Raw genomic sequence first — 21878 nt, 5'->3', positions numbered from 1 at the left:
TATGGGGAATAAGTATAATTATGAAAACGTATTAGGTGAAATTGCTTGTTATATAGCAAAAGAATGTAACCTTACTCCTAGCGAAGCAATTGGTGTAGTAATGAACGATGAATGCACAGATGCTGTTATTGAAGAAATTCAAAAATCAGACAGGATAGATATAGAAGCTTTGGCCTCTCGTTACTTGACGGAGGAGCTTTGCTAGTAATAACCAAAGAGGTTATGTCATAAGTGATACAATCTCTTTCCCTCCATAATACCCAACAAAAAAAGCATGGCGCAAATCACTGCGCCATGCTCCAATAAAAGAAAACCTTATAGTCAAAATAGAAATTAGCTATTCTTCTTTAGTACTTCGCATTCTGAGGATCGAAGTTGGTCCAACCGCTCATCCAGTTGTTGCTGCCATCGAAGGCTCCGATGTAGGTTACTGTGTCGAAACCTGTCCAGCCGGCGAAACTTGCGGCACCGAGCAATGGGCTTCCTGCGATAGGAGTATAGCCATCTGCACCAACCAATGAGGTCCATGAATCAAAATACTTGTTGCTTGGCTCTGCAAAGAAGAAGGTGTTGCTGTATGACTTCTGGTTCTTGTCGAGATCCTTCTTGTTGGCTGCATCGTAGAGGTAATCCTCATACTTCTTGTTGGCATCAGTGCCAACGGCATCCATATCAGCGAAATATACATTCTGAAGCTTGAATTTGCCATCTTTGGCATCCTTTACGGTATTTCCCTTCTCACCATCGATAATCAAACCGATAGGCCAGCCTAAGGCTACCGAGTTGATGCAGTTGAGGTTAGAAGAACGGCGAATCTGCATGGCTGCCTGGAACTTGCCGAGGGCTGAACCGTTGTTTGGATTGTAGGCACCGGCAGTGATATAGTCTGTGGTGTTCTGGAACTTATCATCCAATACCTTAGGACCTACGAAGGTGATGTTAGAGAAGGTTGCCTTGGTACGAGGGTCCACGGTAGCACCATCGGCGCAGTTGTCGCTCTCGAAACCGTTGCTCTGAGAGGTATCGGCTATCTTGCTATCACGCAGTGAAAGACCATACTGCACCTTTCCAGAGAAACCGTTATCGGTATCGAAATCATCATCCCAGCCCTTGTAGGCTACGAGATACTTGCAGTTCACGGTACCACCAAACCACTCGAAGGAATCATCATTGGAATAAGATACCTGAACGTGGTCTATCTGTGTGCCGGAACCTACAGAACCGAAGGTCAAACCATTAATCTCCTTATCCTTCTGGAATGGATAACCGGCAAACTCGATGCGTACATAGCTTAAAGTACCAGAATTATCTGCATCATCTGCGCCACCATGCTTGGTACGAGGACCACCCTCTATCTGCTGCTCAGTCTGGTTGTTCTTTGCCTTACCGCAGAGAATGATGCCGCCCCAGTCGCCAGGCTTTCTGCTACCGGCAGCCTCTTCAGATGTAAAGACGATAGGCTCTGTGGCTGTACCCTTGGCGATGAGCTTGCCGCCACGCTCTGCGATGAGTGCTGCCTTGGTCTGCTTGTCGCCCTTGATGATAGTTCCCGGTTCGATGGTAAGCTCAGCACCTTCTGCAATATATACCCATCCTTTGAGGAGATAAGTGCCTTTCTTTAAAGTCTGCTTGCCTGTGAAGACGAACTCCTGGTCGCCGTTGCCAATCTGTGTACCGCTGGCGTTTTCCTTGTCATCAGTTCCGAAGAGAATGTGGTCGCAAGCCTTCAAGCCGCCATTGGTTGTCCACTTGTAAACTACTTCTGGTCCTGGATTTGGAGAAGGAGTTGGATCGTCATTGTCACTGCTGCAGCTGCTCAACATGGCAGATGCTGCGAGGATGCCCATGCATCCTAAAAAATACATCTTGTTCATCATTGTTTCCTGTTTTATTAAACAAACATCTAATTATTCTTATTATTTAAAATTTATAGATTGCCTGCAAACCGATGTTTCTGCCCGGCTTGTAGCATCTTGAAATCTCTTCCACCTGCTTCCTGCTTCCGTCGCTATACGTTACATCAGCAAACTGCTTGTAATATATCTTTTCTGCAAGAAGATCTCTTACGTTGAGCTTCAGCTCCAGATGATTGCCGAATTTCTTTGCCAGCGAGAAGTCGATGGTGTTGCGAGGCATCTCGTAGCTGTGAGGCACTCGGGAATTGGAGTCATCGCCTGTGCTTCCTTCGCTTCTGCCCACACCGATGATTCGCTTGCCTATGCGGTTGTAGAGCAGGGCGATATCCATCTTCAATGGCTCGTTTTTATAGAAGATACCGGTATTGATAAGGTATGGCGACTGACCCTGCATCGGTCTGTTTTCCTCTTTCGAACCCTTCTCAAACTGCACCTTGCTCTTGATGAGGGCACCATTAAACGACCAGCTGAAATCCTTCAATCCTATGAAACCGAGATTCTTTCTGATATCCAGCTCCACACCGTAGTTGTTGGCACTCTTCGCATTCTTGTAGGAATAAATCAAGTCTGTGCCACCTGCCACCGTGTAGGTCCACTCGATAGGAGAATCGAAGTGCTTGTAGAAGACTGCTAGCGAAATGAGCTCTCCACGGGATGGATACCACTCATATCGCAGGTCGAGGTTATCGACATAACAGTTCTTCAACTCAGTGTTTCCCTGCACATTACTGGCAAGGTCGAAGTCGTAATACACCGACGACGATACTTCACGGAATTCCGGTCGGTTAATACTGCGGCCATACGACAGTCGCACCTGATGCTGGTCGCTAATCTTATATGTTGTATTGAGAGATGGAAATACATCATCGGTCTTGTAATGACGGCTCGATTCACTCTTCTCGTAGTCACGGGAATTGGAGATGAGTTCCATATCATTATGCTCGAAGCGGACACCGGCGTGGATGCCGAGTTTGCCAAAGGGGAGAGACATCGCCAGGTATCCGGCGCCTAAGGTGTTGTGTCCGCGGTAGTTATTGCGCATCTGCTTTTCCTCCAGAAGATACAGCTTGTCGTAACCCATGTTTGCCTCGCTGGAGAGCAGGGTAGGGATATGGCTGTGGCGGAAGCCGGATGGCATGTTGTTAGCTGAAACATTCCAGTTGTAGATGAAGTTGCGGGTCTGGTATTCTCGGCTGCGATACTCCCCATAGGCACCCACTTGCAAGTCTGGCTCAAAGTTGCCAAACTTGAAGTGGTGCTTGTCATTTACACCAAGAGAGAGAATGTGTTCGTCGAGCTGAGTCCACTCGCGGGATATGTCGTTGCCGGTGCTCAGGGCATAAACGCCCGATTCAAGAGCATCGTCGATGAGGTATCTACGACGGTCAGGCAAATGACGGTTGGCATACGCATACCCGATGCTCCAGTCAAGGGCGTCGCTAGTGAAGGTGTGCTTGCCGGTAAGCTGACCGTTATATGTTGTTCGACTGCGGTAGTAATACTCTGCGCTTCGCTCCAAATTCGACTGGGCGCTCACGCCATCACGCCAGGTATATCGGCTGGTAGCCAACTGGTTGAAGATGTTCTTGAGCTGATACTTGTGGTTGCCGTCCTTGGAAAGGAAGGTGAAGTTGAGCATAGCTCCGAGTCTCACGTTATTATTATACTGGTCGTCAACAGAGTGACGAAGATAGTTCGGCTTGTCGTTTGCCGCATCATAGATGCCATAGAGGTTGTTCTCCATGTTCTCGTAGGTGCGGTATTCGTTGGTATAGTTCAAGGCAGCGAGCATGCCGAGTGTTCTTCCACCGAGCATCCAGCGGCGGTTGAGGCTGGCTGACAGTTTCAAGTCGCCCAAAGGCTTCTTGTTCTTGATGAGCCAATCATTGTTGAATCCGTTGCCCAGGAGCGAAGTAGCATAATCGCCCACCGGTTTTCCGTTGGCATCGAGCTGTGGATTCAAGTCAGCATGGATGTCCCCATTCAGGTTTCTCAGTCCATTGTCGAAACCCAGGAAATCTGTTCCGGAACCTTTTGAGTAAGAAAAGTCCTTGAAGGCAGAAGATGTGTTCCAGTTTCCGCCCACGGCGATATTGAAACTGTTTTCTGCCGGAATCTCCTTGGTGTTGACGATGATGAAACCGCCTGAGTAATCAGCGGGATATTCAGCCGTTGGCGACTTCACGATGGTGAGGTTGTCAATCTGCGAACTTGGGATGATATCGAAGGAGAATGCCCTGGAATCAGCCTCCGAGCTAGGCACTGCTCCTCCGTTCACCCACACATTGTTGTAGCGCTGTGACAATCCGCGAACCATCACGAATTTATCGTCGATGAGGCTCACGCCTGGCACTCGGCGTATCACCTCACCCGCATTCGTATCCTGAGTACGAGATATTTCCTGTGCCGAAACATTGCTCACGATGACGGGACTGTTTTTGGCCACCTGTATCATTGCCGCATCCGTATTACGCCTTTCCACTGCGGTAACGGTCACCTCCTTCAGTTGCTGTTCATCAGGTTGCAGCGCAATCACCTGGTCTGCGTCCTTCGCCTGAACCCCGTCAATTTTTTGGGTCTTATATCCTACATAATTTATATATAGTGTATATTTCTTGTCTTTATCCAATCCATCGATCTGGAAGTTTCCGTCGATGTTGGTGATAGCCTTCACGTTGGTTCCATCCACAGTGATGACTGCACCGATGAGTGTCTCTTTCGATTTCTGGTCGATAACCACACCCTTAATCTGTTGCGCCCACGTTGGCATGCTAGCCGCCGAGAGCAATCCTAATACAATAATTCCCCTTTTAGCATTCATAACCTATATCGTTTGATTTCGGTTGCAAAGGTACGGTGGTTATATTACACAGGGGTTGCAATGAGGTTGAAAGGCATTGACGAAGCTGCGACAAAGATATTACGGGTGGAATAACTAAAGATATTTAAATATTTAACCCTATATTTGGAGATAAATAAAGAAATAACTATATTTGCAGCATGATTACGGAATATGGTATAGAGGCAAAGTCTAATTCTGAGATTATATCAGAATTGGGAGGACGATTCAAGCAATATCGTCTGTTCAGCAATCTCACTCAGAAAGAGGTGGCTGTAAAGGCTGGTGTGAGCATTTTCACCATTAGCCAGTTTGAAAAAGGCGAAGCTAAGAACATAGGCTTTGGCACTATTCTTTCTCTGTTGAGGAGCATCGGATTTCTGCAGGAAGCAGAGAAACTCTTGCCACCACTGCCAATGCTGCCTAGCCAAGTGAAGAAAATGAATGAAAAGAAGGAAAGGGTAAGACATGAAAGATAATGTTGTGCAGGTAATCCTGATTCACATTTCAGACGTGGTGATGAACTTCAAGTCTTATGCCGAAAAAGTGGAAATCGATGAGCACTGGATACGCAAAATAGAACGGGTTTTGGAAGAAATCCGTAAGTAAGCGATTTCATCAGGCAATATTTTTAGCCCCCTTACTCCTTTATTTCTTTCATGTTTGCAGGATTATAGGGAGTCAACTGCTGCATCTCCTGCTCTGTTGCTTCAGGCAAGGAAGGTATCTTGTTTCTGATGCAGAAATCGGTAATGGCGGCAGCTGATTCTTTGGGAGTAGAAGAATCCGGTTTGATGGATTGCTTCTTTTCTACATACTCCTTTTCCGTGATATATAGCTCGGTAATCACATGGATGAGTTGCTGCTGCTTGTCTTTCTTGTGAGAGAAAAGATAGCTGTTGTCAGATTTCTGGAAGAGCAGGTCCTTGAAGGAATAGTAATCTTCAGGACTTATCTGATAGGTTTCCACTACATGGTCGTAGATATCTGTTTGGGTATAACCGAAAAGCTGGTGCGTCAGATTCTTGTAGGTAGGAAGCTGGTTGATTTCTATCTGACAGATGTTCCGGGTGCTGTCCGTTTGAATACTGCCTATTGTCTGCTGATTAAACTGAATGAGTTGAGTACCCAGAGAATCTTTCAGCTGATATTTCTTTCGATATTGCTCAATAAGTGTCTTCTCTTCCGGCCAAGGTCGGAAGGTTCCTTTGTCGCTGACCATGAATGCTCGCTTTTTGTCTTCGGAAACGAGTCGGCTGTTGTGAAGATTTCTTTTGGAATAGGCATTGAGATCCGTCTTTCCATTCTTCAGGTTGATGTAATACTCCACGATGCCGTCGTTGAAGTATTTCATTACAGAGTCGTTGGTCTGGTAACTGCGATAATATCCCTTAAGTCTGATGAAGTGAGGACGAGTCCCTGTTACGTTCACATCCTCCAGTTTCTGTATTTTTGTGATATGTCCAGGCATCTTCTCTTCCTTGTTCTGTGCCATGAGACTGGTAGGAAGGAAGAGGAGAAGCACAAACAGATATTTCATATAATGATGATGTTTCATATTGACGATGCTTTAAAAAGAATACTTAATGATGTGTTTATATGAGCTGTTGCTTCTACAGGGAGGTTGCGCAGTTCTTCCTCAACCACATCCCGAAGAAGCGGTCGTAGATGATATAGCTGCCATTGTACTTGTAGATGAATTCTCTATTGATCAGAGTCTTGAGAGCAAGACTCACGCTGCTGGCAGCAGGCAAGTTGTGGCGGCTGATGAAATCCTGCGAAAGAATGGAGGTGACAGCCTTGTCCTGGGCAATGGCAGATAGAAGGGCTGCCTGATTGTCAGTAAGGGAATCGTAGTAATTCACGAATGCCACTTCCTGCTCGTTCACCAATTCTAGGGTTACATCATCAATTTCCGCTGTCGTAATTTCCTTTCCGTTCTGATAGAGTCGGTTCAGAATATCCTGGATATACCAGGTTTGACCATCCACCTTATTATATAGATAGGCAAAGGTATCTGAATCCATGGTCAGATTCTGGGTTCCCATCCATCTGTTGGCAAAACGATGATACTCATCCTGGTTGATGAGAGGAAGATTGAGAATTTGCGAACTCTGATAGAATGGTCGCTTTGCCGACAGGAACATATCGGTCATCATGTGCTGCTTACTGCCTGCAAAGATGAAATATACATTCGGTAAAAACTGGATATAGGAGCGTAGCAGGGCCTCTGTGCCATCTTCGGGATATTCGGCTATCTGCTGGAATTCATCGATGGCAATATAGATTCGTTTCTCCGATTGTTTCAGATACTCGAAGATATGTTTGAGAGATTCCTCGCGCTGGCTTGGCGAAACCGTAATCGAGAACGTAGGGATTCCCGTCATCTCATCAAACGACATCGTAGGCTTGTAGCCAGCAAAGAAGGTGGTAATCTTGCGCATGGCAGTTTGCGAGAAAGTATCAACCTTCCCGATAACCGTCTTTGCCAATAATTGGATGAATTGGCTCAGATTTCTTGTGGCATTGATGTCGAGATAGAAACAATGCGTTTCAGGCTCCTGCTTGCTGATGTTCTCAAAGACATGGTGTATGAGTCCCGTCTTTCCGATGCGTCGAGGAGAGATGAGCACGATGTTACGCTCATTCTGCAAAGCCTTCATGATGACTTCCGTCTCTTTTTTGCGGTCGCAGAAGTATTCTGCTCCCTTATATCCGTAGATAACAAATGGGTTATTCAGCTGTTCCATAACGTTTTATATCTATTCCATGTTTTATGTTACATATTTTATGTAATGCAAAGGTAATAATAATCTTTTAGGTAAGAGATATATTAGTAAGAACTTTATTACTAATTAACTTTTTACTAGTTATACTGATGTCATTTTCGGGTTCCCCAAATTCAACAAGCATGTGCTAAACAACGAAATGCCTCAACCATACTGGTCGAAATCGGTTATTATCAGGTTAAAACCGTAAGTAAGTAAACGATTTCATATAAATATAATATAGAAAAGGGTGGTTATTGCTTTTCTTTTTGTATCTTTGCAACCGTTTGACAATTGTACGTGCCAAATCATACATAAAGGAAAAAAAGAATATCTAATAATAAATAAGAAGTAATGACTACACTTACAATTTCTATTATTGTCGTTTTCGTGCTCGGTTATGCTCTCATAGCTACCGAAAGCTTGACAAAGGTTAACAAGGCTGCGATAGCCCTGTTGATGTTGGTAGGTTGTTGGACCCTCTACATGGTGGATCCAATGCAGTATCTCCAGTTGATGCACCCTGACTATACAGGCGGTGCTGCTGGAATGGTGGAGAAGGTGACTGGAATCATCCAGGAACATCTGGGCGATACCGCCACAACACTCTTCTTCCTGATGGGTGCGATGACCATCGTGGAAATCGTTGACCAGAACGGCGGATTCAACTGGGTTCGCAAGGTGATGAAGACCAAGTCGAAGCGTGCGCTCCTCTGGCGTATCGCTATCCTTACCTTCTTCCTCTCTGCAATCCTCGACAATCTGACCACCAGTATCGTGATGATCATGATTCTCCGAAAGCTCGTCACCGACCACAAGGATCGCATGGTTTATGCATCCCTCGTCATCATCGCAGCCAATTCGGGTGGTGCCTTCTCACCAATCGGCGACGTTACCACCATCATGCTCTGGAACAAGGGATTGATTACTGCTGCCGGCGTTATCGCCGAAATCTTCATCCCGTCTGTGGTTTCCATGGTGATTCCTGCCCTCATCCTTCAGACCATGTTGAAGGGCGAACTCGTGATGCCTGAGGTTTCTGACCAGCAGAATGCATCGGTCAGCGATTTCACCGAAGGTCAGCGCAAGGCTGTGTTCTGGTTGGGAGTAGGCGGTTTGATCTTCGTTCCTATCTTCAAGGGTATCACCCACTTGCCTCCATTCGTAGGAATCCTCCTGGTATTGGGCGTTCTCTGGACTGCTACCGAAGTCTTCTATCGCGGTTTGCATCGTGGAGCTGATGCCGAGGGCACTCAGAAGCGAGTAACCAAGTTGCTTTCTCGTGTGGATATGAGTACCATCCTCTTCTTCCTTGGTATCCTGATGGCAGTATCTTGCTTGGCTGAGATTGGCGTATTGACAGCTTTAGGTCAGGGCTTAAACGTCGTATTCGATGGCAACCACTACCTCGTAACTGGTATCATCGGTGTGCTTTCAAGTATTGTTGACAATGTGCCTCTGGTAGCCGGATGTATGGGAATGTATCCTGTGGCAGCCGCTGGCGATATGGCTGTGGATGGCATCTTCTGGCAGTTGCTCGCCTACTGTGCCGGTGTCGGTGGTTCAATGCTGATTATCGGTAGTGCCGCTGGTGTGGTAGTAATGGGCTTGGAGAAGATTACCTTCGGCTGGTATATGAAGCACATCTCCTGGATTGCTTTCGTAGGTTACATCGCAGGTATCGTTTGCTACTGGTTCATCCGCACCTTCCTTTATGCTATCTAAAGAGTAAGTGTTTTCTGATGTAGGCTCCACACGCCCTGAAAGGGCAGAAGCTCTTAGCCCAGGGCAACACCCTGGGTAATGATGGATGCAAGCCTGTCGCCCTGTAAGGGCAAAAGCTTTCTTTCTTACGTGAAAAAGTTTTTTGAGAAAAAAAGTCTCAAAGTCTCATTTTTTTATTGGAAATGTCGGCTTAAAGACTTGGTAGATAATAAGATAAAAAGAATGAGACTTCTCGGTTTTGGTGCCGAGAAGTCTCATTAATGTCTCATAGAAGTATCATTATTTCACTTTTTCTTTACGAGATACTTCATTCCATCTGCAAATCTCTTGTGTTTCAACTCACTCATATTCGCCAGTTTTCTGCCGAATCCCATCAAACTGTTCACCTTGAGCGATGAACCAATCTGCTTCTTCAGATAGTCGAAAATTTCGGCGGCAGTAAGATATTCACCCTCTTTCTCATCCTCAACCAATTCAAAATAGAGCAGGAAATACTGATCTATCGGCTGGATTATCTCAAACTGGCTGTTGCTCTTCATAATCAGCTTCACCTGCTGCGCATCGAAATAACTCTTTTCGCCATTGTTCAAGGCAGAAAGTGCCTGGGCAAAAAGCTGCTGGTAGTTCGGGCGAACACTCACGTCGATAGGCCCCGTCAGTTCCACACCGATGAATCTTCGGTTTCCGGATGGATCGGAGAGAATATCCTTCATGTTGCTCGTGGCGATGAACGAGGCGAGACGAGGAAATTCCATGACATGACTGCCATACGGAGGCTTGTATTTCAGCGTAGGCAACTGGATGAGATTCTTCAGAAATCCCTGCTGCACCTGTGGCGAAATTTGGTTGAACTCATCGAGATTGATAACCATAAACTGCGCCATCGCCTGATAAACCTGACGCTTTTCCGACAGAATAAGATTGTCACTATACCCCCACTGCAGTTCCGGCGGTAGCAGTCGCCGACAGAAAGTACTCTTGTTGTAACCCTGTTTGGAAATGAGAAGCGGAGCCACCGAGTTGCCGTATTGGCGATGGGAATAGCCGCGCCACTGGTCCACCATGCCTAGGAACCAGGTGTAAAACCAGTCTGCCCAGTGAGGATTGGCGGTAGGCACCGTGCGGGCCAAGGCACGGATATGATCCTTTCCATCCCATTTGTCGTAGCACTGGAAGAGATATTCATCTATCGGATTATAATTTTTGATATAATCTGACTCCAGGAAATTACGTACATCCTTGATGCTCACCCGGATATCAGCTAGCTGCACCTCCAGCGTCATACGCTTCTGCACTCTAGGATCCACAGGTTGGAAACCATACCAACCTTTCTCCTTCGGCATGTATTCCACGAATTTCATCACCGTGTTGTATCTGAAATCATATCTGCTTTCCAGCAGCTGCATCATGTTCACGATATTCTCGCGAATACTGTTCTTGTCAACTTTCTTTCCTTCTTCCGGAGCCCTGAAGTCAGGATTTGTCTGCTGATGATTATCCGTGTTGGGAGCTGGGCTTTGAGAACGTGCATGGCTATCAATCTTCATCGCCACCGCCTTGCTGTTGAAATAAGGCTCCGCATCGATCGTCATCATGAAACTGTTGTGAATCGAAGGCTCTTGGGATAGGGTAGAGCCAGCCTCGATAGAAGGTTTCGGACCATCTACAAGAATCGAAGCCTTGACAATAGCCTGATATATAGGGAAAATCTGCTGGTAAGCGATGCGATAGAGATGCTCGGCATCCGTTTCAGATGTAGGCAGGGAATCATTTTCGCCCTGGAATTTTATCAGAACGATAACAGTCTTTCCGTCGGCACCTGTGATGGCGGCAAGGGTAGAAGGCAGAATGGCTACCGAGCGCTTAATACCCTCCACACCATCCACATCGGTAATGTTGCCAAATTTCAGCAGCAGGATTCCGTTGAAAGCCTTCATCTTCAGGTTGTTGTTTTCGTCTTTGGCGAATTCTGCAGCGGGATAGATGTGCATCCATTTCGGCATATCCTTGTAGCCTTCATAGTTGTTGCTAAGATACGGAACGCTTTCGCGGAAGTGGGTGATAGTCAGTTTGCTATCATCTCTTGCGAATCGTTCCATCAGCTTCTCCATCGTCTTGGTACTTACGAGAAGCTGGTTTTTATTATTTGTATGTACGATAGTTACCTTCATTGTATTTCTGGTTAATGGTTAAGTGTTAACTGTAAATTATCAATTGTACATTATCAATTATTAATTCCGTTGCCCAAAACAAGCCCCGAAGTTTGGGCACTCATTGCCCGCCTTATGGGCACTTGTTGCCCAGCACTTGTTCTGTGGATGCCCGCTTGGTGGGCTGTGGATGCCCGTGTAACGGGCATGGTAGGATCAGCTAATGGGCACAGAGGGAACATCTGATGAACTGAAAAAGTAGAACAATAAATTCTTGGAAAGATTAGATGTTTGTGAAGTCAATCTCTTCAGAGAAGTGTTCGAACTCAACGTCTTTATATCCGTATCTGGCGAAGAGCTGTTTGATATATTTCTGCTGTTCCGGGAGGAGTTTCAGTTGTCCCAGTTTGTATCGGTAGTATTGTCCTTTGCTACCGAGGTAGCTTCTCATTTCGGCGCGCAATGCTGGTCCATCTTTCACTTTCATTTCGGCAAATAGTTTGTCGAATCCCCATGCCATTTTCACGACACGCAGCGGAGCGAAGTATTTGCATTTTCCATCTTTCAGAGCATTTGGGAAGATGGCATCTCCTCTATCAGTCTTCTCGTTTTTGTAGAGACCGGATAGATAGTGGATACACTTGTCTTTCATCGGACATGGTTCGGTGAAGCAGTAGGTGATGAGGCTAGGAACGTTTCCGTATTCGAAAGCCTTTTTCAAAAGTTCCTTTTCATCCATAGTTGCTATGTTTTTAGTAAAAATTTCTATTATAACGAGAAAAATGGATATTTATTGCCTGAAAACAAGGATTTTTTATATGTTTTTGTAGCTTTTTTCTGTATTTTAGTAGTACATTTTAGCTTCTTGACAGCATTTTTCTGCTTCTTATTAGCATTTTTATGATACATTTCCAAGAATTGATGATACTTCCATGATACTTCTTTCGTCATTTTCTGAGAAGTCTCATTCGATAGAATAATCTGAGAACTAGATATATAACATTATTTTTTATATAAATAATGAGACTTTGATACTTTTTACGAGAAAAATATCTATGCGTATGCGCGTGATGAATCCTTTGCGTTACCTACCATTCTGCTTGATGCAAAAACGTAGCTTACTCATAAATGGCACCCAAAAACATATAAAAAGTACGAAATCTCTTGCGAGGTTCGTACTTTTTGTCTATCTTTGCACAAAATAGTGTGCCTGAGACTGAATGAAGCATGATATTGGCTATATCTGATAGATTTCTGTCGTAACCACTTACTCAACTAGAAAAGGAGCAATTATGAAGCAGAATGTGAAACGTTTGCCTTACGGTATCAATGACTTTGAGGCTGTTATTGAACAAAATCAATATTATGTGGATAAGACGATGTATTTGCCTTTGTTGGAAAACCAGCCAAGCAACATCATCTTCATTCGTCCACGTCGGTTCGGTAAGAGCATATTCTTGAGTATGCTCCATGCTTATTATGATTGTAGCAAGAAAGAGAAATTCCAAACTCTTTTCGGTGATTTATGGGTTGGCAAGCATCCTACTCCTTTACAGGGAAAGTATCAGGTTCTTCACCTTGATTTCTCGTATGTAGGCGGTAGTATTGATAAGTTGGAGGAAAACTTCGATATGTATTTGCGTGTCAAATTGGATGGCTTCATGCGAATTTACCAAGACTCTTATCTGGAAGATTTTAAGGAGAAGTTCTATAAGTCGGATTCCGCTACGGAGAAATTAGCTTTGCTTCAAGATGAGACTGCGACCAAGAGCATTCCTCTCTATCTGATAATCGATGAATATGACAATTTCACCAATACCGTGCTCAATGAACAGGGTGAGAAGGTATATTGGGCAATCACCCATGCCGATGGCTTTTATCGTGATGTCTTCAAGAAGTTCAAGGGTATGTTTGAGCGTATTTTTATCACTGGTGTCAGTCCTGTTACCTTGGACGATGTGACAAGTGGATTCAATATTGGCTGGCATATCTCTACCAAGCCGGAGTTCAATCAGATGTTAGGCTTTTCTTTGGAAGAAGTACGCAAGATGTTTGCTTATTATAAAGAGGTGGGAGGAATTCCTGCAACAAGTGATATCGAGGTGATGATAGACGAGATGAAACCTTGGTACGACAATTATTGTTTTTCTGAGGATGCCTTGAAAAATCAGAGTAAAGTGTTCAATTGTGATATGGTAATCTACTATCTCCGGAACTACATGGATAGAGGCGAGGCTCCAAAGCAGATGATAGATCCAAACACGATGACAGACTACAACAAAATGAAGAAACTTCTTCTGCTGGATAAGTTGGATGGCAATCGCAAAGGCATTATTCGCACGATAGCCGAGACGGGGCAGATAGTAACAAGCTTGGAAAATACATTCCCAGCCAGTAGGTTGACTAATCCTCAAACATTCACCAGTCTGCTGTTCTATTATGGTATGCTTACCATAAAGGATACTTTCGGTGATATGCTGATATTGGGTATTCCAAACAATAATGTTCGTAAGCAGTATTATGGCTATTTGTTGGAGCAATACCAGGAGGAAAAGTTTGTGGACTTAACTCAGATGAAGATACTGTTTACTTACATGGCTCTTGAGGGGAAGTGGCGTGATGCTTTGGAGGCAATGGCAAAGGCGTATGAGGACGTCTCATCTGTTCGTGACGGTATCGAGTCGGAGCGCAATCTTCAAGGTTTCTTCATGGCATATCTGAATTTGAACAATTACTATTATACCGCTCCTGAGCTAGAATTGAATCATGGTTATTGTGACTTTTTTCTTTTGCCAAACCTTACCCATTATGCAACCAAACATAGTTATATATTGGAACTGAAGGTGTTGTCGAAGAAAGATTATGAGGCAAAGCCTGAGGATGGCAAACTTTCCAAGGCAGAAGTACAATGGCAAGAGGCAGAGGGACAAGTCAGGCGATATGCCATGGCTCCAAGGGTTGAGGCTCTGCGCCAAGGTACAACGCTCCATAAAATCATCATGCAGTTTGTCGCTGGCAAGTTGGTGAGAATGGAGGAAGTGGTGTGTTGATTGTAGCATTCTTTTATGGATATTTTCAATAATTTTTAAAGCGTAGAATCCTGCTGGCATCACTGCCAGCAGGATTCTACGCTTTCCCTATTAATTCTCTTAAATATGTCGTCTGCAAAATGAATTCAATTTTACTTAATAGAACTCTTGTGAACTCTTATTCTGCATTTGTCTGCTGCTCAGTCTCTGTAGCTTCCTGCTGCAGAGTTGTCTCCTGCTGGGTATTCTCCTGCTGGATAGAATCCTCAGTGGTAGCCTGTGGCTGGATAGGAGTGCCAACTTCTGTTGTATCTGAAGGAGCATCTGGAGCCACGGTATCAACTGGTGCTACCTCTGCGTTACCTACCATTCTGCTTGATGCAAAAACGTTGCTTACTGAAACCATAACCAAAGCTGCGATAGCTGCAAACATAAACTTCTTCATAATCGTATATTTTTTTAATTATTACTATTTAATGTTACTTACTTTCTTACTTTCTTTGTGGATTCATTGTCGAACCCGCTATTCATAGTCACAATCTGCGTGCCAAAAAGAAGGGTAAAATGATATGAGTTGATTATCAGATGATTATGCTTTGTATACCAAAAATAGATGGTGGGGAAAATGAGGAAAGTATGTGGAAACATTCCCCGAAAAGTTGGGGAATGTAAGGTACCCAACCATATAATAATAGGTAAGCTATGATTATCAAAAGAAAGAGTCCACTCATAACGAATGGATTCTTTCTCCGATTTCTATAATTGTTCCATCAAATCTGGCTTTAGCAAGAAATCCATTACCCCAACAATATAAAAGCCATTGTTGTCATGATATAGTTTTATGTCATCGCGCATTATGATTATCTTCTTAAAGGAATCGTCGATTCTTTTTAATGAAGCGCATTCTTGCTCTCTTTTTGCATCATCAGGCATTGCAAATTAATAATCTCTTTTTATAATCATAGTCGTTCCCGAAAAGTGTCATTAGTGTCAACTTTCGGGAATGCAAAGGTACGCTATTTATCGGAAAAAAAGAATTTTATTCCCGAAAAGTGTCATTAATGACAAAAATCGGGAATAAGTCGGCTTCTTTGTGGGCTTTTGCATTCAAAATCTCGTAACGTAAGCCCCAGAAAGTAAGATGTCAATGGCTTTTCGTGTGTTCATTCCCGAAAAATGACACAAATGTCAAAAACTGGGAATGTTTAATAAAATTAAACTTTTGGCTTGCTCTTTAGAAATCCATGTGTATGCTTCTGTATCAAAAAGCGCAGAATCCTGCTGGCATCACTGCCAGCAGGATTCTATGCTTTTCTTATTATTCTAATATGTCGTCTGCAAAATGAATTCATTTGAACTCTACAGAGCCCTTGTGAATTCTTATTCAGCATTTGTCTGCTGCTCAGTCTCTGTAGCCTCCTGCTGCTGCTGAGTTGTCTCCTGCTGTGTTGAATCCTCAGTAGTAGCCTGTGGCTTGATAGGAGTGCCAACTTCTGTTTAATGTTACTTACTTCCTTTTTTGTGGATTCATTATCGAACCCGCTATTCATGTCACAATCTGCGTGCCCAAAAAAACATGAAAAATAATATGAGTTGATTATCAGGTGTTTATGTTTTGTGTGCCAAAAGCAGATGGTGTGGAATATGAGGAAAGTATGTGGAAACATTCCCCAAAATCTAAAGCTCCTAGCCAAGTAAGACTACTTCTTCTTCCCATTTGTGTCCCCTCACACAACTTTTTTCGAAACATTTTTCGATAAAAGTTTTGTTGTTTCGTTTTTTTTCTATAATTTTGTAGGCAGTTAGCGATAGAAATGTGTAAAAACATGAAAATCGCAGCAAAAGTCTCGAACCACGCCGAGCCTTTTCATATTTGCTTTAGCTTTATGATAGAGGAGAGTAGGGTGGGAAAGAGACACGACATATATAAGGCGCATACTTGGCGCTTTGTTCACGACTGATAGAAACTTCGCAACTTTCAGATACTGTCATGGACTTAGCAACGGTAGGTGTCTACGGGTGTGATTATATCACAGCCAATGGAGTATTGTATACCTATAATAATAGGTAAGATACTCCATGTGGTGGCGTATATCATATCGGCGTGGGCTCTAACGTTGTCTGTTCAGCAGTATCGGGCAATGCGAAGGCCTCTATCAGTGGGACAGACGACAGGCGGTTCCCACGCTTTTTTTATGTTCGTATTAACCGATAAACTAATCAGACTTGTAAATAGGGAGCAAGCAGGTCGCAAAGTGTTATTAATACGATGAATAAATGGTTGACAAAAGGTCTGAATGTTTTGTCCATGGCAACGCTTGTTGTGGGGATAGGAATGATTTGCTCTTGTTCTTGTGGGAAAATAGAAACACCTAATGATGTTAAATACCTTTCCGAATTTCAAGAAATAAACTTTGAAAGTAATGAAAATTGGTTGACTTCAGATAATCTATCTTTGTATGTAGATTATTCAACTTGTATGGCGCAAGCTTTGAAAACTTCTCCATTTTTTTCAGATATGATACCTTCTTTGACGGCTGCAACAAAGAACTTTTATTCAATAAAAGGTGATTCCATAAAGAAGGAAACTGGGAAGGTGTTTACCCTGCTTAGTAGTATTCAAGAAACTAATTATGCAGATATTTTGACGGCAGCTGAAAATATTGTTGAAGGAAATTCTGAAGGTGTGTTGTTGACAGATGGAGAGTATTATGAACCAACTGTTGCAAAAAGTCATGTTAATGATCCATATTTGAAAGATGTTTTTGGCAAATGGTTGAAAAAAGGCCATGATATATATGTTGTAGCAGAACCATATAAAGAGGCATATAATGGAAGTGTTTTTGACAAGAAGCGTTTTTATTTCTTGTTTACGGATTCTCGTGTACCTAATAATATATACGACAGAATTTTGCAGTGTGTAGATATGAAAAAATATCCGAATGTTGATATATATCATATGTCTGTTAGTCATCCAACAATAATGGCAGAAGGAACATACTCGAAGCCTGACGGAGACTTGGCTGCTATTGTAGACGGATATGGAAATTTTGAAATTCAAAACTGGAGTATTGATTGGAATAGTATCCAAAACATCTATCTAAATGCAAATGTGGATGAGAATGGAAATCCTTTACCAACTGGTAAACCGATAATTTCTGGATTGGAAAGTACGTATTTTTTATAAGTGATTGAGAATGAGATAAGTTTTTATCTCATAAAAAGAAGAGGTTACGAATTAGAAATAAACAGAATGTAGCATCCTGCTGTGATTTGCATAACCATCCAAAGAACTCTTTCGGTTGCAAAGGTACGATATTTAATCGGGGATAAAGAATGTTTTAAGATTTTTTATCCTCGATTTTTTACTTGGATAAATCTGTTTTTATTAACCATATTCTTCTCTATTCTTTGCTATTCCCATTTCAATCCATTCAAACATATGTGGTAAGGGTTCCTGTTTTGAATGGTCTATTTTTGTTTGCATATTCTCATCCTTTCGTGTGTTTTGTATAAAAGTCAGCCGTCGTCGAAGAAAGACAGTCCTCATACCTCAGACTAACTTCCTCCGACTATGGCACGGCAAGAAAAATCCTTGGCGGTATGCCTTGAAATACTTCAAGACTATACTGCCAAGGACTTTTCTTTGTTTGCCGTGCTGACAACGGCTGACTTTTATAGCCACAACTCGCAGTCCCATTTTTATCGCACAATCCAAACGACATGAAACAGTGGCACACCACCCTTTCATGTCTCAGTAGTACGGCATGAGGAAAAGTGCTTCTTTTTGTCGGTTGCAGGCTAACCGATCAAAAGAAACACCATTCCTTGATTTGCCGTACCATTTTGTTTGCATACTCCACCGCAAGAAAGAAGTCATTGATGTAAACCTCAACGACCACTTTCATGCTTGGCTGCACAGCCTTGGAGAAAACCCGATGCAAGAAGCATGGACAAGCCATACTCTTCTTTCATTGGAATTTCTCTGAAGGCTGTGCCATTCTTGTATGCGATTTCCATTTTCCTAAAAACATTTGCAAGACAGTAATTGTATCCATTTCTAAGAAATGAGTATGCGATAATCGTGCAGTCCAAAAACTTCCGTGAAGTTTCTATTTTCATTTGCCGCTCTGATTTTCTTTCCTCCACATGGTCTTTCCTTTTGGCATCAACCGTTATCGTGCAGGTGCAAAGGTATGACAGCTGGCTTTGGAAATATTCTGCTACTTTTGTTAGTTCTGTTAAAAAACATATCCAATGCTTTTAAAAACTATTTGGACTTCTTTATCAAAAACCAAAGGTTGCTTTTCCATGATTGGTATTCTCCTTGTTTTTCATTCTTGCCGCCAAAAGAAACTTTAGCCTCTCCATTGTGAAAAGGTGTAGCATACGAAAAAACGGGTGGAATAACAATAGCTCCACATGTATCAGCAAAACCTATTTTGCTATTTTTTCCTACAATTCTGAACAAGCCATCACTGACATAATCTGGACCATTGTCAATCTTATATACTTCAAATAGTTCTTTACCTGCATTATTAATACAAACTATTTCACCTTTTCTCGTGCCGACAAAGCCGATAGATGAAATCGTATCAGTAAATGCTATTGTATATTTTTTATTCTTTACAATAGTTTTTCCTTGTAAGTTTTTATATATAATGTTATTACCATGGTCAAATTTTACAATGGTCTGAGCTGTCAGCTGTTGGAAAAGTAAACATGATAGAAAAATAAAAAGGAACTTTTTCATAGGGTATAATATTAAAGGAGGGTGTCTATTCATAGAAAGAGACACCCTCAAAAAAATTACTTGAGAGTATATAGTAACTCCGAATTGCAATTATTGAAATAATCGTTAGCTTTTTTATACTCACATTGTATACCATTGAACAAATCAACATGTCCGGTGGAATCGCTCCAATTACAATCATTAAAGACGATAACGCCTTGTTTGCCTTTGAAGCTATTTGCAGTAGAACCTTTCAAAGGAGTACCTCCTATATGTTTTATGATAAATTTCTTCATATCAGACACACGATAGAGATACCATTTTTTATCAGCACCAGAAGAAACGGCCCCATCGGATGGTGATATTGGTACTCCTGAATAGTTGAAAGCATATGACAATCTGATAGCGCATCCGTTTTTAAACACTTCAGATTTTATATTCTCTCCAACTTTTCCACCAATGAATGTTCCTAATTGAGCAACACTTTTATCCTTTACTTTAGCAAAATTTGAACTTAATGTTTTATACGTTAATGCCATTGTCGCTTACGTTTAAGTCCCTTTTAATCCATGCGGCTTAGCCGGGACTGTTGGCTGAGTCGTATCATTCAAAATTCATTAATATCAAATACAAACATCATGCCTATTTTATTTGGGAAATTTTATAATGTCAAAGTGTCAGTCTAAACAACTTTAAGCTATCAGTACTGAATACAACTTTTATAGCCACAACTCGCAGTTCCATTTTTTATCGCACAATCCAAAAACTTCCGTGAAGTTTCTATTTTCATTTGCCGCTCTGATTTTCTTTCCTCCACATGGTCTTTCCTTTTGGCATCAATCGTTATCGTGCAGGTGCAAAGGTATGGCAGCGGGCTTTGGAAATAAAAGGTCGAGCCTTCGGTTTTCGAAAAAATCTCCACACCGTTGGGTAGTATTTTTCCGAAAAACCTTGTATTTCCAGCCTCGCCGCCCTTGAAAGGCACCTGAAACGAAACGACCGATGCGACAGGAAGACGCAAAAAAAATGTCGGAAAAGGGAGCGACAAAAAGGTGAAGAAACGAGAACTTCCCTTCAGTTCCTGGAACCGCAAATAAATTTAATTCAAGGCTATATGACAACAAACATCAATATAACACAGACTTGGTGGAGATTACTCTCCGCAGTCGGCTCAACCCTCATCACTTTGGTGGCTTGGTTGGGATATATGGCTCTCTGCATGGTCGGTGAAGTCATATTGGGAATTGTGAAGTTCATCTTCGGCATCATCATTTCCATTCTTTCTATGGTGGTACTGATTGGAACATTCATTTGGTTATTGACACTTTAAGCATACAAGAATATGGGAACAAAAAGACATTCAAAGACAGCATCACAGCAGTGCAGATATTATGAGGTGGATAACATCTTTGAGTATATGGTGGACACATACATCAATGGTAACATCACATCATTCAAGGACATCTACCGAGAGTTGAACAAGGGCGCAAGACGTGATTTTGTGGACTTCATCTTCAACGAGGTGAACCCTAAATACACGATTGAGCTAATCAAGCAAACCATTTAATGAGCAAGCGATATGAACAGAAGCATTGAAGCAATACCTACATGGTCACTCTGCTACATCATCAATGGCGATGCAAGCGGACTGACTGACGAGGAAATCCGTATGGTGGACGAAGCCATACGCAAGAACAATATTGAGATAGTAAGTCCAAGATACAACGAGGACATGTGCACAGAACCTTACTTCAGCCATTATCCGTTCTTCGGACTGCCTACAGAAGTTGAGGACTGCGACATCATCTATCACGAGTAACAACCCCTTTAACAACATCAGATATGAACACTACGGAATATTTCAAGAGAACCATACAAGCCTATTTGGAGGAGCGTGCAATGGAGGACGAACTCTTTGCAGCCAAGTATGACAACCCCGACAAGAACATAGACGATTGCGTCACCTATATCCTTAATTGGGTACAGAAGAGCGGTTGCAACGGCTTTTGCGATGACGAGATATATGGGCAAGCCATCCACTACTACGAGGAGAAGGACATCGAGGTAGGAAAACCATTGAACTGCCAAGTGTCTGTCAACCACCACATCGAACTCACAGAGGAGGAGAAGGCACAGGCAAGACAGGAAGCCATCCGCCAGTATCAGCAAGAGCAGATGAACAAGATGCGTAACAGAGATACCGCCAAGCGCACCTCACAGAGAACGGAAACAGAAGTACACCAACCATCATTATTCGACACGTTATGAAACCAAGAACGAAATATCAGAAGCAAGTCGTAACCTCAAACAAGGGGTTACGACCTATCAAGGGAGCACAAATGCAATGGGCTTTCCGTGAGTGTCTTGACCACTATGCCTTTCAGTTGAAGCACGGACAGACCACCTGCATGGACTGCGGACACACTTGGACTACGGACGAGGATGCGGACAAATGTGTCTGCCCGAAGTGTAAGGCAAAGTTGGAAGTGCAGCGCACCAAGCGACAGAAGGCAATGTCTTCTACCTATTTCAGTGTACTCTCCGAGCGCAAGGGACTACAACTTATGCGAGCATTTCAGATGAAAGCCTATTACCGCAAGGGACAAAAGGCAGACATTTATTGTTGGGAGGTGGCACGCTATTGGATGAACGAAAAAGGCAAGGTGGAGGTTATGGCACGCAAGCGCACAATGGGTATCTATATGGACACGTTCTGCTA

20 protein-coding genes and 1 pseudogene are annotated in these 21878 nt (G+C 42.9%); 11 read left to right on the top strand and 10 right to left on the bottom strand.

Annotated elements, in window-relative coordinates; genetic code table 11:
- Position 1 precedes the first annotated feature (1 nt).
- Positions 2 to 205: a hypothetical protein gene (locus DW657_RS12260; RefSeq protein WP_158577369.1), complete on the top strand. Its 204-nt coding sequence runs from the start codon at positions 2 to 4 to the stop codon at positions 203 to 205.
- Positions 206 to 347: 142 nt separating this feature from the next.
- On the opposite strand, the gene DW657_RS12255 is transcribed toward DW657_RS12260, so the two are convergent.
- On the bottom strand, positions 348 to 1877 hold the full coding sequence (locus tag DW657_RS12255) for a hypothetical protein (RefSeq protein WP_118312723.1): 1530 nt from the start codon (positions 1875 to 1877) through the stop codon (positions 348 to 350).
- Between the two features lie 43 nt (positions 1878 to 1920).
- Positions 1921 to 4737, bottom strand: a complete 2817-nt coding sequence (locus DW657_RS12250; RefSeq protein WP_118312722.1) for a TonB-dependent receptor — start codon at positions 4735 to 4737, stop codon at positions 1921 to 1923.
- 179 nt (positions 4738 to 4916) lie between these two features.
- Between DW657_RS12250 and DW657_RS12245 the strand changes: the two genes are divergently transcribed.
- Together DW657_RS12245 and DW657_RS17855 are read left to right on the top strand one after the other, a co-directional pair.
- Positions 4917 to 5234 carry a helix-turn-helix domain-containing protein gene (locus tag DW657_RS12245; protein ID WP_006848442.1) on the top strand — a complete coding sequence of 106 codons (318 nt, stop codon included), beginning with the start codon at positions 4917 to 4919 and terminating at the stop codon, positions 5232 to 5234.
- Positions 5224 to 5364, top strand: coding sequence for a hypothetical protein (locus DW657_RS17855; RefSeq protein ID WP_158577368.1), 141 nt, complete (start codon positions 5224 to 5226; stop codon positions 5362 to 5364). Before DW657_RS12245 ends, DW657_RS17855 begins: the two co-directional genes overlap by 11 nt.
- A 31-nt stretch (positions 5365 to 5395) precedes the next feature.
- On the opposite strand, the gene DW657_RS12240 is transcribed toward DW657_RS17855, so the two are convergent.
- On the bottom strand, positions 5396 to 6313 hold the full coding sequence (locus DW657_RS12240; RefSeq protein WP_147381936.1) for a hypothetical protein: 918 nt from the start codon (positions 6311 to 6313) through the stop codon (positions 5396 to 5398).
- A gap of 55 nt (positions 6314 to 6368) precedes the next feature.
- On the bottom strand, positions 6369 to 7505 hold the full coding sequence (locus DW657_RS12235; RefSeq protein WP_118312720.1) for an ATP-binding protein: 1137 nt from the start codon (positions 7503 to 7505) through the stop codon (positions 6369 to 6371).
- Positions 7506 to 7877: 372 nt separating this feature from the next.
- Here DW657_RS12235 and nhaD point away from each other — a divergent pair, with 372 nt between their 5' ends.
- Entirely contained in the window at positions 7878 to 9248 is a 1371-nt protein-coding gene (nhaD, locus tag DW657_RS12230; protein WP_118312719.1) for a sodium:proton antiporter NhaD, read from the top strand.
- A 284-nt stretch (positions 9249 to 9532) separates the two neighbouring features.
- Here nhaD and DW657_RS12220 read toward each other — a convergent pair whose 3' ends face one another.
- Together DW657_RS12220 and DW657_RS12215 are read right to left on the bottom strand one after the other, a co-directional pair.
- Positions 9533 to 11419 carry a VapE domain-containing protein gene (locus tag DW657_RS12220; protein ID WP_118312717.1) on the bottom strand — a complete coding sequence of 629 codons (1887 nt, stop codon included), beginning with the start codon at positions 11417 to 11419 and terminating at the stop codon, positions 9533 to 9535.
- A gap of 262 nt (positions 11420 to 11681) precedes the next feature.
- Complete coding sequence (locus tag DW657_RS12215) at positions 11682 to 12137, bottom strand: DUF6078 family protein (protein ID WP_118312716.1); 456 nt, start codon at positions 12135 to 12137, stop codon at positions 11682 to 11684.
- Positions 12138 to 12690: 553 nt separating this feature from the next.
- Between DW657_RS12215 and DW657_RS12205 the strand changes: the two genes are divergently transcribed.
- On the top strand, positions 12691 to 14448 hold the full coding sequence (locus tag DW657_RS12205; protein ID WP_118312714.1) for an ATP-binding protein: 1758 nt from the start codon (positions 12691 to 12693) through the stop codon (positions 14446 to 14448).
- A gap of 157 nt (positions 14449 to 14605) precedes the next feature.
- Here the strand turns inward: DW657_RS12205 and DW657_RS12200 are convergent, their stop codons facing one another.
- Positions 14606 to 14872: a hypothetical protein gene (locus tag DW657_RS12200; protein ID WP_118312713.1), complete on the bottom strand. Its 267-nt coding sequence runs from the start codon at positions 14870 to 14872 to the stop codon at positions 14606 to 14608.
- 1824 nt (positions 14873 to 16696) lie between these two features.
- Here DW657_RS12200 and DW657_RS12190 point away from each other — a divergent pair.
- Positions 16697 to 17614 carry a hypothetical protein gene (locus DW657_RS12190; RefSeq protein WP_118312711.1) on the top strand — a complete coding sequence of 306 codons (918 nt, stop codon included), beginning with the start codon at positions 16697 to 16699 and terminating at the stop codon, positions 17612 to 17614.
- 704 nt (positions 17615 to 18318) lie between these two features.
- Here DW657_RS12190 and DW657_RS18615 read toward each other — a convergent pair.
- The 3 genes from DW657_RS18615 to DW657_RS12180 form a co-directional block, all read right to left on the bottom strand.
- Positions 18319 to 18447 (bottom strand): hypothetical protein, encoded by a 129-nt coding sequence (locus DW657_RS18615; protein WP_255415916.1) that lies wholly within the window; start codon positions 18445 to 18447, stop codon positions 18319 to 18321.
- A gap of 250 nt (positions 18448 to 18697) precedes the next feature.
- Positions 18698 to 19180 carry a WG repeat-containing protein gene (locus DW657_RS12185; protein WP_158577367.1) on the bottom strand — a complete coding sequence of 161 codons (483 nt, stop codon included), beginning with the start codon at positions 19178 to 19180 and terminating at the stop codon, positions 18698 to 18700.
- Positions 19181 to 19236: 56 nt separating this feature from the next.
- Positions 19237 to 19698: a type VI secretion system amidase effector protein Tae4 gene (locus DW657_RS12180; protein ID WP_118312709.1), complete on the bottom strand. Its 462-nt coding sequence runs from the start codon at positions 19696 to 19698 to the stop codon at positions 19237 to 19239.
- A gap of 575 nt (positions 19699 to 20273) precedes the next feature.
- Between DW657_RS12180 and DW657_RS12170 the strand changes: the two genes are divergently transcribed.
- The 5 genes and pseudogenes from DW657_RS12170 to DW657_RS12150 all read left to right on the top strand — a co-directional run.
- Positions 20274 to 20489, top strand: a complete 216-nt coding sequence (locus DW657_RS12170) for a hypothetical protein (RefSeq protein WP_005823733.1) — start codon at positions 20274 to 20276, stop codon at positions 20487 to 20489.
- A 12-nt stretch (positions 20490 to 20501) separates the two neighbouring features.
- Entirely contained in the window at positions 20502 to 20726 is a 225-nt protein-coding gene (locus tag DW657_RS12165) for a hypothetical protein (protein ID WP_118312707.1), read from the top strand.
- Positions 20727 to 20738: 12 nt separating this feature from the next.
- Complete coding sequence (locus tag DW657_RS12160; RefSeq protein ID WP_118312706.1) at positions 20739 to 20978, top strand: hypothetical protein; 240 nt, start codon at positions 20739 to 20741, stop codon at positions 20976 to 20978.
- Between the two features lie 23 nt (positions 20979 to 21001).
- The gene (locus DW657_RS12155; protein WP_004312216.1) at positions 21002 to 21427 is read left to right on the top strand and encodes a PcfK-like family protein; all 426 of its coding nucleotides are present in this window, start codon (positions 21002 to 21004) and stop codon (positions 21425 to 21427) included.
- A pseudogene (locus DW657_RS12150) lies at positions 21424 to 21878 on the top strand (hydrogenase maturation nickel metallochaperone HypA); the annotation flags it as partial. The gene DW657_RS12155 and the pseudogene DW657_RS12150, both read left to right, overlap by 4 nt.

Origin of the sequence: Prevotella sp. AM23-5 (genome assembly GCF_003473645.1) — a bacterium.
Taxonomy (GTDB): domain Bacteria; phylum Bacteroidota; class Bacteroidia; order Bacteroidales; family Bacteroidaceae; genus Prevotella; species Prevotella copri_A.
Note: the sequence above shows the minus strand (reverse complement) of the source record. Positions and strands in the feature narration are given on the sequence as shown.

Excerpts from the sequence above, each read along its gene's own strand:
- DW657_RS12255 (WP_118312723.1), bottom strand. The coding sequence starts at position 1,877 with ATGATGAACAAGATGTATTTTTTAGGATGCATGGGCATCCTCGCAGCA.
- DW657_RS12200 (WP_118312713.1), bottom strand. The coding sequence starts at position 14,872 with ATGAAGAAGTTTATGTTTGCAGCTATCGCAGCTTTGGTTATGGTTTCA.
- DW657_RS12220 (WP_118312717.1), bottom strand. The coding sequence starts at position 11,419 with ATGAAGGTAACTATCGTACATACAAATAATAAAAACCAGCTTCTCGTA.
- DW657_RS12165 (WP_118312707.1), top strand. The coding sequence starts at position 20,502 with ATGGGAACAAAAAGACATTCAAAGACAGCATCACAGCAGTGCAGATAT.
- DW657_RS12205 (WP_118312714.1), top strand. The coding sequence starts at position 12,691 with ATGAAGCAGAATGTGAAACGTTTGCCTTACGGTATCAATGACTTTGAG.
- DW657_RS12245 (WP_006848442.1), top strand. The coding sequence starts at position 4,917 with ATGATTACGGAATATGGTATAGAGGCAAAGTCTAATTCTGAGATTATA.
- DW657_RS17855 (WP_158577368.1), top strand. The coding sequence starts at position 5,224 with ATGAAAGATAATGTTGTGCAGGTAATCCTGATTCACATTTCAGACGTG.
- nhaD (WP_118312719.1), top strand. The coding sequence starts at position 7,878 with ATGACTACACTTACAATTTCTATTATTGTCGTTTTCGTGCTCGGTTAT.
- DW657_RS12235 (WP_118312720.1), bottom strand. The coding sequence starts at position 7,505 with ATGGAACAGCTGAATAACCCATTTGTTATCTACGGATATAAGGGAGCA.
- DW657_RS12260 (WP_158577369.1), top strand. The coding sequence starts at position 2 with ATGGGGAATAAGTATAATTATGAAAACGTATTAGGTGAAATTGCTTGT.
- DW657_RS12155 (WP_004312216.1), top strand. The coding sequence starts at position 21,002 with ATGAACACTACGGAATATTTCAAGAGAACCATACAAGCCTATTTGGAG.
- DW657_RS12250 (WP_118312722.1), bottom strand. The coding sequence starts at position 4,737 with ATGAATGCTAAAAGGGGAATTATTGTATTAGGATTGCTCTCGGCGGCT.
- DW657_RS12185 (WP_158577367.1), bottom strand. The coding sequence starts at position 19,180 with ATGAAAAAGTTCCTTTTTATTTTTCTATCATGTTTACTTTTCCAACAG.
- DW657_RS12190 (WP_118312711.1), top strand. The coding sequence starts at position 16,697 with ATGAATAAATGGTTGACAAAAGGTCTGAATGTTTTGTCCATGGCAACG.
- DW657_RS12240 (WP_147381936.1), bottom strand. The coding sequence starts at position 6,313 with ATGAAACATCATCATTATATGAAATATCTGTTTGTGCTTCTCCTCTTC.
- DW657_RS12160 (WP_118312706.1), top strand. The coding sequence starts at position 20,739 with ATGAACAGAAGCATTGAAGCAATACCTACATGGTCACTCTGCTACATC.
- DW657_RS12170 (WP_005823733.1), top strand. The coding sequence starts at position 20,274 with ATGACAACAAACATCAATATAACACAGACTTGGTGGAGATTACTCTCC.
- DW657_RS18615 (WP_255415916.1), bottom strand. The coding sequence starts at position 18,447 with ATGGAAATCGCATACAAGAATGGCACAGCCTTCAGAGAAATTCCAATG.
- DW657_RS12215 (WP_118312716.1), bottom strand. The coding sequence starts at position 12,137 with ATGGATGAAAAGGAACTTTTGAAAAAGGCTTTCGAATACGGAAACGTT.
- DW657_RS12180 (WP_118312709.1), bottom strand. The coding sequence starts at position 19,698 with ATGGCATTAACGTATAAAACATTAAGTTCAAATTTTGCTAAAGTAAAG.